The organism is Streptomyces sp. NPDC041129, assembly GCF_055592265.1.
Genome location: NZ_JBVIYV010000003.1, coordinates 167,244 through 183,721, shown reverse-complemented (window position 1 = coordinate 183,721; position 16,478 = coordinate 167,244). Strand labels below are relative to the sequence as shown.

General features: G+C 75.4%; 16 protein-coding genes, 1 pseudogene and 1 riboswitch. Of the genes and pseudogenes, 9 read left to right on the top strand and 8 right to left on the bottom strand.

Annotated features, from left to right (window positions below; genetic code table 11):
* Positions 1-38: 38 nt before the first annotated feature.
* Positions 39-674 carry an RNA polymerase sigma factor gene (locus ACZ6B1_RS13635; protein ID WP_468777846.1) on the bottom strand — a complete coding sequence of 212 codons (636 nt, stop codon included), beginning with the start codon at positions 672-674 and terminating at the stop codon, positions 39-41.
* A 240-nt stretch (positions 675-914) separates the two neighbouring features.
* On the opposite strand from ACZ6B1_RS13635, the gene ACZ6B1_RS13630 reads away from it, so the two are divergent.
* Positions 915-1,952 (top strand): MerR family transcriptional regulator, encoded by a 1,038-nt coding sequence (locus tag ACZ6B1_RS13630; RefSeq protein WP_468777843.1) that lies wholly within the window; start codon positions 915-917, stop codon positions 1,950-1,952.
* Positions 1,953-2,201: 249 nt separating this feature from the next.
* On the opposite strand, the gene ACZ6B1_RS13625 is transcribed toward ACZ6B1_RS13630, so the two are convergent.
* Genes ACZ6B1_RS13625 through ACZ6B1_RS13610 form a run of 4 tightly spaced genes read right to left on the bottom strand, consistent with a single transcriptional unit; the run spans position 2,202 to position 7,019 of the window.
* The gene (locus ACZ6B1_RS13625) at positions 2,202-3,212 is read right to left on the bottom strand and encodes a DUF5914 domain-containing protein (RefSeq protein ID WP_468777841.1); all 1,011 of its coding nucleotides are present in this window, start codon (positions 3,210-3,212) and stop codon (positions 2,202-2,204) included.
* Entirely contained in the window at positions 3,209-4,213 is a 1,005-nt protein-coding gene (locus tag ACZ6B1_RS13620) for a phytoene/squalene synthase family protein (RefSeq protein ID WP_468777839.1), read from the bottom strand. Before ACZ6B1_RS13620 ends, ACZ6B1_RS13625 begins: the two co-directional genes overlap by 4 nt.
* On the bottom strand, positions 4,210-5,751 hold the full coding sequence (gene crtI / locus ACZ6B1_RS13615; RefSeq protein ID WP_468777837.1) for a phytoene desaturase family protein: 1,542 nt from the start codon (positions 5,749-5,751) through the stop codon (positions 4,210-4,212). Before crtI ends, ACZ6B1_RS13620 begins: the two co-directional genes overlap by 4 nt.
* Positions 5,748-7,019: a polyprenyl synthetase family protein gene (locus ACZ6B1_RS13610; protein ID WP_468777836.1), complete on the bottom strand. Its 1,272-nt coding sequence runs from the start codon at positions 7,017-7,019 to the stop codon at positions 5,748-5,750. The genes crtI and ACZ6B1_RS13610 overlap by 4 nt, the downstream gene beginning before the upstream one ends.
* Positions 7,020-7,312: 293 nt before the next feature.
* On the opposite strand from ACZ6B1_RS13610, the gene ACZ6B1_RS13605 reads away from it, so the two are divergent.
* From ACZ6B1_RS13605 to ACZ6B1_RS13595, 3 genes are all read left to right on the top strand, one after another.
* A complete protein-coding gene (locus ACZ6B1_RS13605; protein ID WP_468777834.1) occupies positions 7,313-8,509 on the top strand; it encodes a lycopene cyclase family protein in 1,197 nt (398 codons plus the stop codon).
* Between the two features lie 70 nt (positions 8,510-8,579).
* The gene (locus ACZ6B1_RS13600; protein WP_468777832.1) at positions 8,580-9,314 is read left to right on the top strand and encodes a methyltransferase domain-containing protein; all 735 of its coding nucleotides are present in this window, start codon (positions 8,580-8,582) and stop codon (positions 9,312-9,314) included.
* Positions 9,311-10,891, top strand: a complete 1,581-nt coding sequence (locus ACZ6B1_RS13595; protein ID WP_468777830.1) for an FAD-dependent oxidoreductase — start codon at positions 9,311-9,313, stop codon at positions 10,889-10,891. Before ACZ6B1_RS13600 ends, ACZ6B1_RS13595 begins: the two co-directional genes overlap by 4 nt.
* Before the next feature lie 245 nt (positions 10,892-11,136).
* On the opposite strand, the pseudogene ACZ6B1_RS13590 reads toward ACZ6B1_RS13595, so the two are convergent.
* A pseudogene (locus ACZ6B1_RS13590) lies at positions 11,137-11,250 on the bottom strand (DUF4383 domain-containing protein); the annotation flags it as partial.
* 272 nt (positions 11,251-11,522) lie between these two features.
* Between ACZ6B1_RS13590 and ACZ6B1_RS13585 the strand changes: the two are divergent.
* The 3 genes from ACZ6B1_RS13585 to ACZ6B1_RS13575 all read left to right on the top strand — a co-directional run bounded on the left by ACZ6B1_RS13585 (position 11,523) and on the right by ACZ6B1_RS13575 (position 13,771).
* Complete coding sequence (locus tag ACZ6B1_RS13585; protein WP_468777828.1) at positions 11,523-11,963, top strand: SsgA family sporulation/cell division regulator; 441 nt, start codon at positions 11,523-11,525, stop codon at positions 11,961-11,963.
* 38 nt (positions 11,964-12,001) lie between these two features.
* Positions 12,002-12,502: a TspO/MBR family protein gene (locus ACZ6B1_RS13580; RefSeq protein ID WP_468777826.1), complete on the top strand. Its 501-nt coding sequence runs from the start codon at positions 12,002-12,004 to the stop codon at positions 12,500-12,502.
* Positions 12,503-12,580: 78 nt separating this feature from the next.
* Positions 12,581-13,771 (top strand): spore photoproduct lyase family protein, encoded by a 1,191-nt coding sequence (locus tag ACZ6B1_RS13575; RefSeq protein ID WP_468777824.1) that lies wholly within the window; start codon positions 12,581-12,583, stop codon positions 13,769-13,771.
* 129 nt (positions 13,772-13,900) lie between these two features.
* Here the strand turns inward: ACZ6B1_RS13575 and ACZ6B1_RS13570 are convergent, their stop codons facing one another.
* Together ACZ6B1_RS13570 and ACZ6B1_RS13565 are read right to left on the bottom strand one after the other, a co-directional pair.
* Complete coding sequence (locus ACZ6B1_RS13570) at positions 13,901-14,665, bottom strand: CbtA family protein (RefSeq protein WP_468777822.1); 765 nt, start codon at positions 14,663-14,665, stop codon at positions 13,901-13,903.
* A 25-nt stretch (positions 14,666-14,690) separates the two neighbouring features.
* Positions 14,691-14,912, bottom strand: coding sequence for a CbtB domain-containing protein (locus ACZ6B1_RS13565; protein ID WP_468777820.1), 222 nt, complete (start codon positions 14,910-14,912; stop codon positions 14,691-14,693).
* Positions 14,913-14,948: 36 nt separating this feature from the next.
* A riboswitch (cobalamin riboswitch) is annotated at positions 14,949-15,103 on the bottom strand.
* Between the two features lie 94 nt (positions 15,104-15,197).
* On the opposite strand from ACZ6B1_RS13565, the gene ACZ6B1_RS13560 reads away from it, so the two are divergent.
* Together ACZ6B1_RS13560 and ACZ6B1_RS13555 are read left to right on the top strand one after the other, a co-directional pair.
* Positions 15,198-15,776, top strand: a complete 579-nt coding sequence (locus ACZ6B1_RS13560; RefSeq protein WP_468777818.1) for a histidine phosphatase family protein — start codon at positions 15,198-15,200, stop codon at positions 15,774-15,776.
* A gap of 75 nt (positions 15,777-15,851) precedes the next feature.
* Positions 15,852-16,457, top strand: coding sequence for an SMI1/KNR4 family protein (locus tag ACZ6B1_RS13555; RefSeq protein ID WP_468777816.1), 606 nt, complete (start codon positions 15,852-15,854; stop codon positions 16,455-16,457).
* Positions 16,458-16,478: the final 21 nt, after the last annotated feature.

Sequence of the window (16,478 nt, the reverse complement as noted above, 5' to 3'; positions counted from 1 at the left end):
GTCGAGAGGCCTGACCGGCGCTCACTCGGACCGGTCGGTCACACTTGCATCGATTGTGCGCGACCCGCGTTGGCGATGCCCTCGTCCTCCAGGCAGTGGCGGAGGCGGTCGAGTCCGCGACGGGTGTGGCTCTTGACGGTGCCGAGCGGCCAGCCGGTGACGCGGGCGATCTGTGTCTGGGTCAGGTCCTCGTAGTAGGCCAGGTGCAGCACCTGCCGCTGCGGGGTGCTGAGCCGCCGCAGGGCCCGGCCCACGACCATCCGGTCCAGCGCGGCCTCGGGCTGGCCGGTGTCGTCGCGGCTCTGGGTCGGGGGCTGTTCGGCGGCCGCCGCCACGAGTCGCGCGCGGCGTGCGCGGGCGGCGAGCGCGTCGGCCACCTTGCGCCGGGTGATGCCCACGAGCCAGGCGGCCGGTGTCCCGCGCTCCGGCGCGTATCCGTGCCGGCCGCGCCAGGCGTCGGCGAACACCTGCTGGGCCACGTCCTCGGCGTCGCGCGCGTCGCCGAGCGCCTGCTGGGCCAGCCCGTGGACCAGCCCGCCCCAGCGCCGGTGGATCTCGGACCAGGACGCGTCGTCCGCGGCCGGCGTGAGGCCTTCCGCGGTGGCCGTCGAAGGGTCGGCGGTGCGGGGGGCGGCAGTGACGACAGAGCCCGATACAGCCGCGATACGGTCCATGACCACGTCTCTCCTCGTGAGCCCGGTGTGCGTCGCCGGTGTCCCGCGGCGCCCCTCCGGTCAGCGACCCGGACCCGGTTCTCCGCCGCGTCCGCGTCCTCCGCTGCCCGTGCGTCCAGCCTGCGTCGAGTCTTCATGGCTCGACAACTCGCATCGATATCGCATCGAGTAGTCTGTGGACGTGCGGCGGGAAGCGGAAGAACGGGCCCTCGGGCCCCGGCGGCGACGGGGCGGACGGTCATGAGTGATGTGGACGTGACGCAGGCGGCCGGGCTGACCACGGGCGCGGTGGCCCGCCGCCTGGGCGTCTCCCCCACGACGCTGCGCTCCTGGGACCGCCGCTACGGGCTGGGGCCCGCGTCGCGGTCGCAGGGGCGGCACCGGCGCTGGAGTCCGCGGGACGTGGCGATGGTCGAGGAGATGTGCCGGCTGGCGGCGGCGGGCGTCGCCCCCGCCGAGGCGGCACGTGTGGCCCGCTCCACGCACGGCGAGGGGGCTGCGCCCGCGAGGGTTCCGGCCGCCTCTGCCGGCGGCCTGCCGCCGGTCCAGCCGCCCACGACGGCCGTCAGCCGTGGCGGTGCCGGCGGCGGACTCCCGCTCGGTGACGTACGTCAGGAGTGCCGGGGGCTGGCCCGGGCCGCGGTGCGGCTGGACGCGCCGGAGCTGGAGAACCGGCTACTGGACGCGGTCAGGCAGCACGGGCTGACCACGGCGTGGGAGGAGGTGATGGTGCCGACGCTGCGGGCGGTGGGGCGCAAGTGGGAGTCGTCCGGCGACCGTTACGTGGAGGTGGAGCACCTGCTGTCCTGGCAGATCTCCACGGCGCTGCGCCGCGCGCCCCTGGTGCTGCCGCGCCCGGCGGACGCGACCGGCACCGAGCCGGTGGTGCTGGCCTGCGCGCCCGGCGAGCAGCACTCACTGCCGCTGGAGGCCCTGGACGCGGCGCTGGCCGAGCAGGGGGTGCCGACGCGCATGCTGGGTGCCGCCGTGCCGGTGGAGGCGCTGCTGGCCTGTGTGCGGCGCACCGGCCCGGTCGCCGTCGTGCTCTGGGCGCAGACCCGGTCGACGGCGTCCGGACCGCTGGCCCGGCACGTGGCGGGTCTTCAGTGGGGGCCGGCGGGTGCCCGCAGACGGCCCCTCGTCCTGCCGGCGGGACCGGGCTGGGACCGCAGGGCGGCCGGAGACTTCCCGCGGTGCGCCGGCCTGAGGGACGCGGTGCGGACGCTGGGCGGCCTGTACGGCGCGGAGGGCGTTCTCCGTTCCGCTGTGCGGGCGTGAGCGACGCGGACCGGTCGCGGGCCGTCGGCCCCGGGTTCACCCCCGTGTCCGACGCGGCCCGGTAGGCACGGTTCGGGGCCCGCGCACGCTCACCTGCCCCTGCGTCCCGGGCCTCGCCCCACGGGCCGGCGGCCCGCTCCCCCGGCCCGGTACACCGCCGTGCGGAAGAGGGGCGCGCGGAACGCCTCCCGCGTGGCGGAGCGGATCCGGAGCCGTGGGGCCGCCGGTTCACGGGCCGTCGGCAGGTGATCACCCGGGAAAGCGCCCCGTGGAACGCAACTCCCAGCGCCGTTCGGCGTAGGCCAGGTCGTCGCGCCAGAGGCGGGCCGCCGCGAAGCGCATGACGGGGCGGAGCAGGGGGGCGGTCCTGCGGGCGACGGCGAACCCGGGGCGTCCGGAGGTGGCCACGACCGCCTCCACCACAGCGGTGCCCGGCCGGCCCCGGCTGTCCGGGCCGAGCGGTGTCGCGTGCGTCTCCACGACGGAACCCTCCCCTTCGCCGCCGGTGATCCGCATGACGACCGTGCGCGGGCCGGGGGCCGTGAACACCGCGCGGACCGGGACGACGAGCCGGCCGGCGACCTTGAAGGACACGTCGACCGTGAACGCGTCCTCGCCGTCGTCCCGGCCCGGGGAGTCCACGACGGTGAGGTCGACGAAGGAGTACGGGTGGAACCAGGCCCCGTGCCAGGGATCGAGGCGGTTGGCGACCACGTCGGCCGGCTCGCAGACGCCCTGCCCGGTGTATACGGCGGTCAGCGCGCCGGCCACGGCGGGACGGTCCGGTACCGGCGGCCGGGGGGTGGGTTCCTCACCTCCGACGCCGTCCAGCCGCACCCACAGCAGTACCCCGTCGTCGTACGCGGGCCAGGGCTCCCAGCCGGCGAACGGCACGCCGTCCAGGGCGAGTCCGTGCCAGTGGCAGACCAGGGTGCCGCACCGCACCGGGCTGTCCCGCAGCGGCGCGCCCAGGTGCGGGCAGATGTCGGGGCCGGCGACGAGACGGTTCCGTCCGTCGCGCCAGAGCACGACCTCCTGGCCGGCGACGGTCCGGGCCAACGGGCGGTCCCGGGGCAGGTCGCGGGTGGCCCCGACGACGTACCAGTTGCCGCTGGGCCGCTGCTGCGCCCGCTTGAGCGCGTCGGCGATGAGCGCGGGCCTGGCCTCGCGCCACGTCGGCCGCTGGCGTTCCCACGCGACGGGATCGCGGCGCAGGCGCAGGGGCAGACGGGCTCGGCGGAACGGACGATCGGACGTCACGCGGCCTCCTCGCAGGGTGCGGACGGGTACAGGGCGCGGGCGGACCCGCGACGGGCGGTCAGGCGGGCGGCCGCCACCCGCAGCAGGCCGTCCGCGGCGACCAGCGCGCGGCGCCTGCGCGGGACCGCCGCGCGGCGGTTCAGTACCGCCCAGCCGTCGTCGGCGACGGCGTCCAGGATGCCGCCGTAGAGCACGAATGCCGTGCGGATGCAGGGCCGGGCGACGGGGTCGAGCATCGGTACGCCGGGCGCGGCGCGCCGGTAGGCGGCGCGGGTGAGGTCGGCGAAGGCGCGCAGCGCCGCGGTGACCCGGCGGTCGGTGCGGCCCTCTTCCCGGCAGCGGTGGAGCAGTTCGCGGTCGACGCCGTGTGCGGCGAGCAGGTCCTGCGGAAGGTAGACACGGCCGCGGTCGAGGTCCTCGCCGACGTCCCGCAGGAAGTTGGTGAGCTGGAAGGCGACGCCCAGTTCGGCCGCGTAGGGGGCGGCCTCCTCGCGCGGCACGACGGTGCCGAGGACGGGCAGCATCTGCAGGCCGATCACCGCCGCCGAGCCGTGCATGTAGCCGCGCAGCGCCGCGTAGTCGGCGTACTCGGTGACCGTCAGGTCGCTGCGCATGGAGGCCAGGAAGTCCGTGAAGTGGCGCGGGTCGATGGCGTAGCGGGCGCTGGTGTCGGCGAGGGCGGTGACCACCGGCTCGGCGCCGCGTCCGCCCGCCAGGCCCAGGGTCAGGTCGTCGCTCAGGCGGTCCAGGGCCGCGGCCCGCCGTGCCGCCTCGTCGCCGGTGGGGGCGCCGGTGCCGTCCTCGAGCGAGTCGACGATGTCGTCGGCCCAACGGGCGAAGCCGTACAGGGCGTGCACGGCGGGCCGCCGGTCGGGGGGCAGCAGGCGGGTGGCGAGGAAGTAGGTGCGGCCGTGCCGGGCGTTCAGGTCCCGGCAGTGGGTGTAGGCGGCGCGCAGTCCCGGGTCGGTGATGCGAGCGGCGTCCAGCTCGCGGGTGGTCATGGCCGTACTCCTTCGGCGGTCTGCCGGGCGGCCCGGCGGGAGGTGGTGCGGATGCGGGTGCCGCCGGTGACGCGGGCCGCGGCCAGCTTCCCGGACAGCAGTACGGGCGGCACGCCCACGCCGGGGGTGGTGCCGCAGCCGGCGAGGACGGCGTTGGCGGTGCCACGCACCAGGTTGCGCGGGCGGAAGGGGCCGGTCTGGGCGAAGGTGTGCGCGGCGGAGAACGGTGTCCCGGCGGCATGTCCCTGCGCGCTCCAGTCGGCGGGGGTCACCAGGCACTCCTCCTCGATGGCGGACGCGATGCCCGCGAGGCCCCGGCGGTCGAGTTCGCGCAGCAGGCCGTCGCGGTAGCGCGCGCCGAGCCCGTGCCAGTCGGCGCTGTCCGGCCCGATGTCGGTGTTGGGGCACGGGGCGAGGACGTAGTGCAGATGGCGGCCGGGCGGGGCCAGGCCGGGGTCGGTCGCGGTGGGCCGGGTGATCAGCAGGGAGGGGTCGCTCATCAGCTCACCGGTGTGCGTGAGTTCGCGGAAGGTGCGCCGCCAGGCCTGGCCGAAGGACAGGGTGTGGTGGGCCAGTTCCGGCCAGGTGCGGTCGCAGCCGGCGTGCAGGACCACGGCCGACGGGGCGTGCCTGAGCCGTGCGGGGCGGCGCGGCGTGCGGCCCAGCAGGCGGTAGGTCACCGGCAGGTCGGGGGTGAGGACGACGGCGTCGCAGGGGATGCGCTGGTCGTCGGTCACCACGGCGGTGACGCGCTCACCGGAGCGTTCCAGGCGGGTCACCCGCTGCCCGTAGTGGAACCGTGCCCCGGCCTCGGCCGCCGCGTCGGCCATGGCCCGGGGCAGGGCGTGCATGCCGCCGCGCGGGAAGTACACCCCGGCGACGGTGTCCATGTAGGCGATCACGGCGTAGGCGGCCATCGCCCGCTCGGGCGGGACACCGGCGTACAGGGCCTGGAAGGAGAAGACGCGGCGCAGCCGCTCGTCGCGCACGTGGCGGGCGACCCGCGCCTCCCAGCGGCCGAAGCCGCCGAGCGCGGCGAGCCGGACCAGGTCGGGGCCGAGCAGTTGCAGCGGTGAGTCGAAGTCGGCGTCGAGGAAGCGGCCGCGCTCGGCCTGGTAGAGCTGCCCCAGCCAGTGGCGCAGCCGGCGGTAGCCCGCCGCTTCGGCGCCGCCGGCGAACCGCTCGATCTCCGCCTCCATCGCCTCGACGTCGGTGTGCACGTCGAGGGTGCTGCCGTCGGCGAAGCGCGCCCGGTAGGCGGGGTGGAGTTGGATCAGGTCGACGCGGTCGCGCAGCGAGGTGCCGACCGCGGCGAACGCCTCGTCGGCGATCTCGGGCATGGTGAGCACGGTGGGCCCGGTGTCGATCAGATAGCCGCCGAGTTCCATACGGCCGGCGCGACCGCCGGGCCGGGGGTCGCGTTCGACGACGGTGACGCGGCGGCCGGCGCCGAGCAGGTGCAGGGCGGCGGACAGACCGGCCAGTCCGGCGCCGACCACGACCACGTGGTCGGTGGGTCCCGCGATGGTCCGGGTCACCGGCCGGCCTCCGTTCCGGTGGCGGCCAGGGCGGCGGCGCGCGGAGCCGCGGCCGGCTCGGGCACCTGGCCGGCCGCGCCGGTGATCTCCGCCAGCAGGCCGCGCAACCGGGCGGCCGCGCCGGGCTCCAGGGAGGCCTCGCCGAGGTGGCGCAGGCAGCGCCGGACGAGCCGGGCGATCCGCGCCTCGACGTGGTCGCGGGCCCCGGTGGCGACGAGTACCTCCCGCGCTCCGGCCAGTTCGGCGTCGGTGAGTCCGGCGCGGCCCATCGCGTGCTCGAGCACGCCGAGGGCCTGGTGGTCGCCGGCGGCGGTGGCGAGGGCCCGGGCCACGGCCAGCGGATAGGTCGGGGTGCCCTCGCGCACGTCGCCGCCGGACGGCTTGCCGGTGACCCGGGGGTCGGCGAAGAGGTCGTCGAGGTCGTCCCGCAACTGGAAGGCGAGGCCCGCGCAGCGTCCCGCGCGGCGCAGCGTCCTGGTGGTGAGTTCGTCGGCTCCGGCGAGTACCGCGCCCAGTTGCAGGGGCCGTTCCACCGTGTACAGCGCGCTCTTGAGGCACGCGGCCCGGATCGACCGGGCCGGGGTGCCGGAGGACACCGCCTGACCGCGCACGTCCAGGTACTGGCCCGCCACCATCTCCGTGCGCAGCACCCGCCACACCTCGTGCAGCCGGTGCGCGGTGTCGCGCGGCAGCCCGGGGTCGAGCAGCAGTCCGCACAGGGCGTCGTCCGCCCAGGCCAGGGCGAGGTCACCGGCGAGCACTGCGGTGGACGCGCCGAGCCGCTGGGCGCCGGGGCCCGCTGCGTCACCGGCGTACTGCTCGGCCACGTCGGCGTGCAGCGCCGGCTCGCCGCGTCGGGTGGACGCCTGGTCCATCAGGTCGTCGTGGACCAGGGCGCAGGTCTGGAGCAGTTCCAGTGCCGCCGCCGTCCGCAGCGCCCCGCGCACCTGGGCCGGGTCGCCGCCGCCGCAGGCGCGCAGCGACCACCACAGCAGCCGGGGGCGGATGCGGCGGCCGCCGCGCCGGGTGAAGCGGGCGGTCCGCTCGGCGACGTCCCGCGCGAACAACGGGTCGAGTCCGTGGCAGCCCGCGAGACGGTCGGCGAGCAGTTCGCGCAGTTCGCGGCCGACGGCGCCCGGCACGTCCTCGTCGACGGCGCGAGCGCCGTCGGGGGCTGCCGGTTCCCCGGTGTCGTGGGGGCCGGCCACGGCGGGCGGCCTGCGCGGCGGGTCTGCCGTGATACGGCCGATCGCCTGGGTGGAACGCATCGCGGATCCTCTCGCGGGTCGGTGAGCCGGACCACCTGCCGGTGGGCCGGGCGAGTCGCACTGTCGGTGAGCCGGCTCCGGTCGCGGCCGGTGCCGGCACCGTCGCGACCGGTTCGTCGTCGTGACACATTCCGCGCGGGTCGCCCCGCCGGATGCGCCGTTCGGTGGACATGCCGGCGCCATGGGGACCCGCCCGCACGACACGCGCTCCGCTGCATCCGCCGGGGCAGGTGCGCGGGAAGACTGGCCGGATCCGCCGGTCCGCAGAGAGAGCCGCCGTGGAGGGAGCCGCCGTGGAGGTGGAGTCGGACGTCGCCGTCGTGGGCGCCGGGGCCGCCGGGCTGTCGCTGGCGCTGCGGCTGGCCCGCCCGCCGGCCGACGGGCGCCGGGTGACGGCGGTGCTGCTGGCGGCACCGCCGGGACCGTTCCGCGCGGCCCGGCGCACCTGGTGCTTCTGGGAGGCGGGCGCGGGGCCCTACGACGAGGCGCTGACGGCCTCCTGGCCGCGGCTGAGGGTGCGTTCCGGCGACGGACGGACGGTGGACGCGGCCATCGAACCCCTGCGCTACAAGATGCTGCGCTCCGACGCGCTGGAGGACCTGGCCGGCCAAGTGCTCGCGGGGAGCCCGTGGGTGACGACCGTGGAAGCCGTCGCCGAGCGGGTCGAGTCGGGGCCCGGCGGCGCGGTGGTGCACGCCCGCCGGGCCGACGGCGGCCGGGTGACGGTGCGCGCCCGCTGGGTGTTCGACTCACGTCCGCCCGACCGGCTGCCACCGGCCCGCACGACGCTGCTGCAGCACTTCCGCGGCTGGTTCGTGCGCACCCGCCGCCCGGTGTTCGATCCCGGTGTCGTGGAGCTGATGGACTTCCGCACACCGCAGCCCGCGCACGGTCTGTCCTTCGGCTACGTCCTGCCGACCGGCCCGCGGGATGCGCTCGTCGAGTACACCGAGTTCTCCCGCAGCCCGCTCGGCCGGGACGCCTACGACCGCGCGCTGCGGCACTACGTCACCGGCGTGCTGGGCGCGGGCGACCACGAGGTGCTGGACTGCGAACAGGGGGTGATCCCGATGACGGACGCGGACTTCCCCCGGCGGGCCGGCGCGTCGGTGTTCCGCATCGGGGCGGCGGCCGGGGCCACCCGTCCCGCGACCGGCTACACCTTCAGCGCCGTGCAGCGCCAGACCGGCGCGGTGGCCGCCGCCCTGCACGCCGGGCGGCGGCCCGTCCCGCCGCGCGCCCACTCGGCCCGCTCCCGGCTCATGGACGCGGTGCTGCTGCACGCCCTCGACCACGGCCGGGTGGACGGGCCGGCCTTCTTCACCCGCCTGTTCACCCATGTGCCCGCGCCCCGCCTGCTGCGTTTCCTGGACGGGCGCACGGGCCTCGCGGAGGACCTGTCCATCGGGCTGCACGTGCCCGTCCCCGCGATGCTCGGCTCGGCGCTCGCCCTGCCGTTCGCCCCGCGCCGAAGCGCCCAGGCCACCTGACCCCCGTCACCACCTGATCCCCGACCCCGTATCCGACGACCCCGTACCCGACGACTCTCACGGAGATGGCATGCCCGTGCTGCGCGACGCCGAGCTGGCGACCGCGTTCGACCACGCCGCCCGGAGCTACGACACGCTCGTGGCGGCGAATCCCGGTTACCACGCCCACCTGCGCCGCTCCGCCCGGCGTCTCGGCCTTTCCGGCGCCGGTCCGGGCCCGAGGGTGCTGGACCTCGGCTGCGGTACCGGCGCCTCGACCGCGGCTCTGGCCGCCGCGCTGCCCGGCGCGGACATCACCGCCGTCGACGCGTCGGCCGGGATGCTGCGGCGGGCGGCCCGGCGCCCCTGGCCGAGGCCGGTGCGCTTCGTGCAGGCGCCGGTGGAGCGGCTCGCGGCGGCCGGGGTGCGCGGCCCGTTCGACGCGGTCTTCGCCGCCTACCTGCTGCGCAACACCGCCGACCCGGACACGGTGCTCGCCGAGGCGTACCGGCTGCTGGCGCCGGGCGGCCGACTGGCGGTGCACGAGTACGCGCTGAGCGGTCGGGCGGCGCACCGGGCGGTGTGGAACGCGGTGTGCGGCGGGGTCGTCCTGCCGGTCGCCACGCTGCTCGGCGACGGACCGCTCTACCGGCATCTGTGGCGCAGTGTCGTCTGCTTCGACACCGCCGGGCAGCTCGCGCGGCGGGTGCAGCGGGCGGGGTTCGAACGGGTGCGGGTGCTGCCGCTGCCCGGCTGGCAGACCGGCATCACCCACACCGTCGTCGCCCGCCGCCCGTTCGCCGACGGCGGGGAGGCGGGCCGATGACCGTACCGCGCCGTCCTTCCGCGTCCGGTGTCCGCACGCCCCGCCCCGGCCGGGACCGGCTGGCCCGGCTGCTGCCCGCACCGCCCGGCGCCGGTCGTGCCGGGGAGTCCACCGCGCCGCGGGTGGCGGTCGTGGGCGGCGGCATCGCCGGGCTGACGGCGGCCACCGCGCTGGCCGAGCGCGGGGTGCGGGTCACCGTGTACGAGCGTGACGCGCAGCTCGGCGGCAGGCTGGCCGGATGGTCCACGCGACTGGCCGACGGTACGACGGTGACGATGAGCCGTGGCTTCCACGCGTTCTTCCGGCAGTACTACAACCTGCGCGCGCTGCTGCGCCGGACCGATCCGGCCCTGGACCGCCTGACCGGTCTGCCCGACTACCCGCTGCGGCACGGAAGCGGCCGGCAGGACAGCTTCCGGCACGTGCCGCGCACCCCGCCGCTGAGCGCGCTCGGATTCGTGGCGCTGAGCGAGTCGTTCTCCGTGCGCGACCTGGCCCGGATGCGCCCGCGCGCGGCCCTGCCGCTGCTCGACGTGCGGGTGCCCGAGGTGTACGAACGGCTCGACGAGGTGAGCGCGTACGACTTCCTGGAGAGCATCCGGTTCCCGCCGGCGGCGCGGCACCTGGCCTTCGAGGTGTTCTCCCGCAGCTTCTTCGCCGATCCCCGGAAGCTGTCGGCGGCGGAGATGGCGCTGATGTTCCACGTCTACTTCCTCGGCTCGGCCGAGGGCCTGCTGTTCGACGTGCCCAGGGAACCGTTCCCGCAGGCTCTGTGGGACCCGATCGCCGCACGTCTGGAGCGGATCCGCGCGCACGTGCGCACGAGCACCGCGGTGGAGGGCGTCTCCGTCCTGCCGTCGGGCGGGTTCGCCGTGACCGCCACGAGCGGCGAGGAGCCGTACGACGCCGTGGTGCTCGCCCTGGATCCGGCGGGCCTGCGCTCCCTGGTGGGCCGCTGCCGCGATCTCGGGGACGCCGGGTGGCGCGAGCGCGTGGCGCGGCTGCGCACCGCCCCGCCCTTCCTGGTGTCCCGCCTGTGGCTGGACCGGCCCGTGCGCGCGGACCGGCCCGGCTTTCTCGGCACCAGCGGCTTCGGGGCCCTGGACAACGTCAGTGTGCTCAGCGGCTGGGAGGGCGAGGCGGCCCGGTGGGCGGCCCGCACCGGCGGCTCGGTCGTCGAACTGCACGCCTACGCCGTGCCCGAGGGCGCCGGCCGGGAGACCACGCAGAAGGAGTTGCTCGGCGAACTGCACCGTCTCTACCCGGAGACGGCCCGGGCGCGGGTGGTGGACGCCCGGCACGAGTGGCGGGCCGACTGCCCGCTGTTCCCGGTGGGCGGCTACCCGGACCGGCCCACGGTCACCACTCCCACGCCGGGCCTGGTCGTCGCGGGCGACACGGTACGCACCGGCCTGCCGGTGGCCCTGATGGAACGGGCCGCCACCAGCGGCTTCCTCGCCGCCAACACGCTGCTGCGGCGCTGGGGCCTGCGCGGGCACGCGTTGTGGACCGTGCCCGGCCAGGGCCGACTCGCCGCCCTGCGCTGGGCGACGGCTCGGGCGGGGGGCGGTGGGTGAGAGGGACGGGGGCGGGGCGGGGGTGAGCCGTCGGGGCAGGCCTCCCGTCGTGCGGGGCGGCACCGCGAGTGGCGGTGCCGCCCCTGTCGTACGGGGAGGCTGTCGTGCCGGAAGGACTGCCGGGAGACTTTCGTGCCGGGAACGCCGTCGTGCCGGCACACGGGTTCAGCCTTGAGAAGCGGGTGGCCGGGAACCGGGACGGGGCGTCCCCCGCCGGGGCCAGGGCGGCGCGGGCCCGCTCCCGGCGCCGTGCCGAAGGGGCTGAGTTCGTCGGCGAAGCCGAGACAGCCGAACAGCAGCAGGACGCCGCCGCAGAGGCCGGCGCCGTACCGGTAGACCTTCGCCAGCCTGTGGTCCACCGGCCATTCGTCGCGAAGCCTCGAGACACATCCTTTCCGATGCGTGCCAGGCCCCCCGGAGGCGGAGCGGGCTCGGACCGCCCTCCCACCCACGTCGGTGTCTCTTCCGGCGGCCGGTGCGGAACGGTTGCACCCCGGTGGTTCCGGGAACCCCCCTGCGCCCCGCGGTGCCCGCCGCCCGCCCGCATCCGCCTCCGGCCCCCGCCCGGAAGTGTGGAGTGCGGGGCTCCGCGCAGGGCGGACCCCACGATCCAGCTCATCCGGGAGGCGTCATGAACTCCGCCGACCCCCACCGGACCAGGCGTCTCCACACCGACCTGGACATCGGCCTGGTCCTCAGCGAAGCGGAAGCCCTCCAGGTCGAGGTCCGCTTCAGCTACGACCCGGCCGATCCGTTCGCCGTGCGCATGGACTTCCGCGACGGCCCCGAGACCATCGCGCCCTGGCTGTTCTCACGCGACCTGCTCGACGCCGGCCTGCGTGTTCCGTCCGGCGAGGGCTCCGTTCGCGTCTGGCCGCCCTGCCGCTGCCACGGATCCACCACGGTGCGGATCCTGCTGCGCGGCCCGGGCGGGGCAGCCGTGCTGTACATACCGGCCGACCCGTTCGAGGGCTGGCTGACCGAGACGTTCGAGGCCGTACCCGCGGGCACGGAGAGCTCCCACCTGCCCTGGAACGACATCCTGACGGAACTGCTGCGCCGCCGCGACTGACCGGTGGCTTCGGACGGCGCCCGGGAAGACGTGAGGACATGATTAGCGAACGCGGAAGCACCCGACGGCCCGGCCCCTGGCCGCGGTACGGCGCGGCCACGGCGGCGGTGGCCGTCACCGCCGCCGTGGGCGCCACCGCGACCGATCCGGACAGCATTTGGTACGCCTCGCTGCGCAAACCGTCCTGGCAGCCACCGGCCTGGGCGTTCGGCGTGGTGTGGACCCCGCTGTACGCGTCGATCGCCTACGCGGCGGGGCACGCGCCCGGGCGCGCCCCGGATCCGCGCCGGCGGGCCGCGATCATGCGCGACCTTGCCGCGAACCTGGCGCTGAACGCGGCGTGGAGCCGACTGTTCTTCGCCCACCGCGCTCCGAAGGCGGCGCTCGCCGGCAATGTGCTGCTGAGCCTCGGCAACGCGCAGCTCATCAGGCAGGTCGCCCGCACCGACCGGACCGCGGCCGGGGCCCTGATGCCCTACGCCGCCTGGTGCGCCTTCGCGGCCGCCCTGAACGCCTCCATCGTCCGGCTCAACCGCTGACGGCCTTCGTTCCCTCCTGTCGCGACTGCGTACAGTGGCGCGTATGCGACGTCGGCGAGGAAACCCAGCGAACCGCACATGAGGGATTTCTCCACCGAGCCGGACGACGGCGCGCTGTTCGGGCTCGACGCCCTGCCCGGCGTCGCGCCTCCCGGCGACGAGCCGGAACGGACGCCGCCCACCGGTCCGCCGTTCCGCGACTCCGACGCCGCCCGGCGGCTGCTGCCCGTGCGGACGATCTACTGCGAGCCCGCTGCCGCCGCCTCGCCCCGCGGCCGCCAGATCCTCGCCCGCCATCCGGCCGCGCGAGTCGTCGAGGTGGACTCCCACTGGCGCATTCCCGAGCTGCACGGCAACGAGGGGAACGTCGGGCGCTGGGTGCGGGTGAAGGGCGAGACGCTGGTGCTGGGCGAACGCAAGACGCTCACCACGCGGCCCAACGGCCGGTCCGCCGACTGGATCGCTCCCGGTCCGTCCAACGGCTGCGCGATGGCCTGCGTGTACTGCTACGTGCCGCGCCGCAAGGGGTACGCCAACCCCGTCACCGTCTTCACCAACATCGAGCGGATCATCGCCCACCTGGGGCACCACATCGCGCGAGAGGGGCCCAAGCGGGAACCCAACCAGTGCGACGACCAGGCGTGGGTCTACGACATCGGCGAGAACGGCGACTGCTCGGTGGACGCGCTGATCTGCGACAACACCGCCGACCTCGTGCACGCCTTCCGGCAGTGGCCCACCGCCAAGGCGTCCTTCGCCACCAAGTTCGTGAACCCGGATCTGCTGGCGCTGGATCCGCGGGGCCGCACCCGCGTCCGGTTCTCGGTCATGCCCGGCGAGGACTCCCGGCTGCTGGACATCCGGACGTCACCGGTGGCCGAGCGCGTCGCCGCCGCGGCCGACTTCCTGGACGCGGGGTACGAGGTGCACTTCAACCTCTCCCCCGTGGTGCTGCGCCCCGGGTGGCAGGAGGCGTGGACCGAGCTGCTCCGGCAGCTCGACGACGTGCTCCCGGACCGGGTCAAACGGCAGGCGGCCGCCGAGGTGATCATGCTGACCCACAACCGGGAACTGCACGAGGTCAACCTCGGCTGGCATCCGCGTGCCGAGGACGTGCTCTGGCGGCCCGGCATCCAGCAGGGCAAACGCTCCGAGAACGGGGCGCTGAACGTGCGCTACGACCACCTGGTCAAAGCCAGGGCCGTGGACGACCTGCGCGGGCTGGTCGCGGCGCACGCTCCCTGGCTGCGCATCCGGTACGCCTTCTGAACCGGGCCCCGCGGACCGCTTCTGACGACGGCCGCGGGTCCGCGGCGAACACGCGACGCACCGGCCCGCGAACGCGCGAGGCACCGGCCCGCGGGCGGGCCGGTGCCTCGCGCCGTAGCGCCGCTTGCCTCAGTGGTGCGCGGCCGGGGCGCGCAGCCCGGCCGCCTGCCGCTCGCCTGCCCGGCGCTCCGCGGTGAGCACGCGTTCCGCGAGGACCCCGAAGACCAGCCCGAACGCCGTCCACAGCGTCGCCTGGACGGCCAGCGCCGCCAGACGGAACTGCCACAGCAGACTCGGGGAGAAGTCCTTGGGGACCTCGTCGACGGCCGGCAGGAACGCGTAGGCGAGCCCTGCGATCAGGAGGAAGAACGCGCCCGCGGCCACCGTCGCGTTCCAGTTGCCCAGACGGGGGGCGAGCCGCTTGCCGAGGATCACCGTGGCGACCGCCAGCAGCACGCTCAGGACCATCATCAGGAAGTACAGCGCCGTGCGCTTGCCGATCGTGTCGGGGTCGCCGACGGACGGCGGGTTGGCCGGGTACTTCAGGAACGGCACGACGTAGACGGCGACGAGGCCGGCCACCGCCAGGAGCAGCGCGCTCGCACGCGGCCCGAAGCGGCCGACGCGGCCCAGCGCGAAGCAGTAGGCGAGGGCGGCGATGCCGCCGAACGCGATGCCGTAGACGAGCACGCCGGTGGACAGGCCGGCGGTCGACTGAATCGTGCGGGAGACCGCCTCCATGCCGTGTTCGTGGGAGTGCGCCTCTTCGTAGGCGATGGCCGAGTCGACACGCGGCTCACCGAGGAAGTAGGCGACGACGAGGGCGAGCAGGCCCGCGGCGAGTCCCGCGAGCATGCCACGCACCAACAGGTTACGGACCGTTGCCGAGTTCATGAGCTCGTACGTTTCCTCGCCCCGGTCAGTGGCAGGGGAAGCCGAGCAGATGACGGGCGTCGTGCACCCACTCGTGCACGTTCTCGCCGGACATCACGGAGGTCGCGCCCTGTTCGGCGCCGACGAAGTAGAGCAGGACCAGCATCAGGACGCCGAAGAAGACCGCCCACGGGGCGATGGCGCCGATCGGCAGTTTGGCGGGGATGGCGGTGGGGTTGGTGGTGGGCTGTACGGCGGACTGCGCCATGGCAGGACCTCCTGGGGAACTCGCGTCCCTGCTCGGTGGTGCACGGGACGACGGGCGGGTCTGACTTGCCCGGCCCGCACCAGGAGTGGTGTGAACGGGGCTTACAGTGGCGCGACCGTGCCGGATTCCCACCGGCTTCCGCATTCCGTCGTCGATATCGCCGAGAAGGTACCGCGAAGCGCGGGTGCGGCCAAGGGCGCACGGGTGCGGGGCGGTGCGCCCCACAGCCGCCGTACGCTGTGAAACCCCTGCGCCGAAAGGGCTGTTGACCATGCAGGCGACCTCATGACGACCCGAGTGATGTTGATCTCACCGGCGATGAACCCGGCCGTGCGGGAGGCCCGCTTCGACGACGGGTGCTCACTCGAGGCTGCCGGAGCCGCGCGTGCCCGGTCGGCCGCGGGCGAACTGCGGCCCGCCGCCACGGCCCTGGTCTCCCCCACGGTGCGCTGCCGGGAGACGGCGGCCGCGCTGGGTCTCGACGCATGTGCCGAACCCGCCCTGGCCGGGCTCGACATGGGCCGCTGGCGGGGCCGGACGCTCGAGGAGGTGGGCGTAGGGGAGCCGGAGGCGCTGGCCCGGTGGCTGGCCGACCCCGCGGCGAGCCCGCACGGCGGAGAGTCGGTGCGCCTTCTGTGCGCCCGGGTCGGGGGCTGGCTGGAGAAGGCCGCCCGGTCCGCCGGCCGGACGGTGGCGGTGGTCGAGCCGGAGGTCGTGCGGGCCGTGACCGTGCGGGTGCTCGGCGCTCCGGAGGCCGCCTTCTGGCGGATGGACGTACCGCCCCTGACCGCCACCGAGTTCAGCGGCCGGGCGGGGCGCTGGAACGTGGCACTGGGAACGCCGCTGGGCCAGAGCGGGACCTGAGGCGCCTCGGGGCATTCGTGCGATCATTCACTCAGCTCCGAGGCACGAAGCGCTCCCGTGAGGAAAGAGGCCGCATTGAGCAGCGCAGTCGAGGCGTGGTCCCGTATCGCCCGCTGGATCTCCGTGAACGCCCCTGCGCACGCCGACGCCCTGAACCCTCCGGCGACGGAGGAGGAGATCGTGCGGGCCGAGTCGCGGATGGGGGTGGGCCTGCCGGCCGACCTGCGGCAGGTCCTGATGGTGAACAACGGCAGCACGGCCGAGCACCGGGCCCCGGCCGCCCGCACCTTCCACGACGTTCCGGGCGGCGACGCCCCGTTCCCTTCCGGCCTGGTGTTCAACGACGTCGGGCTCATCTGCTCGCTGTACACGGGCAACAGGCAGGCCAGCGAATCCATGCGGGAGCCGGGTTCCCGCTACGAGTACTGGAAGGAAGGCTGGATTCCGGCCTTCCGGCAGAAGGACGCGCACTCCGGGCTGTTCCTCGACGTGTCCGGCGGGCAGGACCCGGCACCCCTGTGCAGGTACGAGGAGGAGAGCTTCCCCGAGCCGGCCTTTCCGTCGCTGGCCGACTACCTGGGCACGGTGGCGGACGCGCTGGAGGGGGTCCGCCCGTTCACGGTGATGGGCCGCCGGGCCCCGCACCTGCCGACGGTGCGCGAGGGTCTCATCGCCTGGTAGCCGGCCCCTGTACAGGGCTGT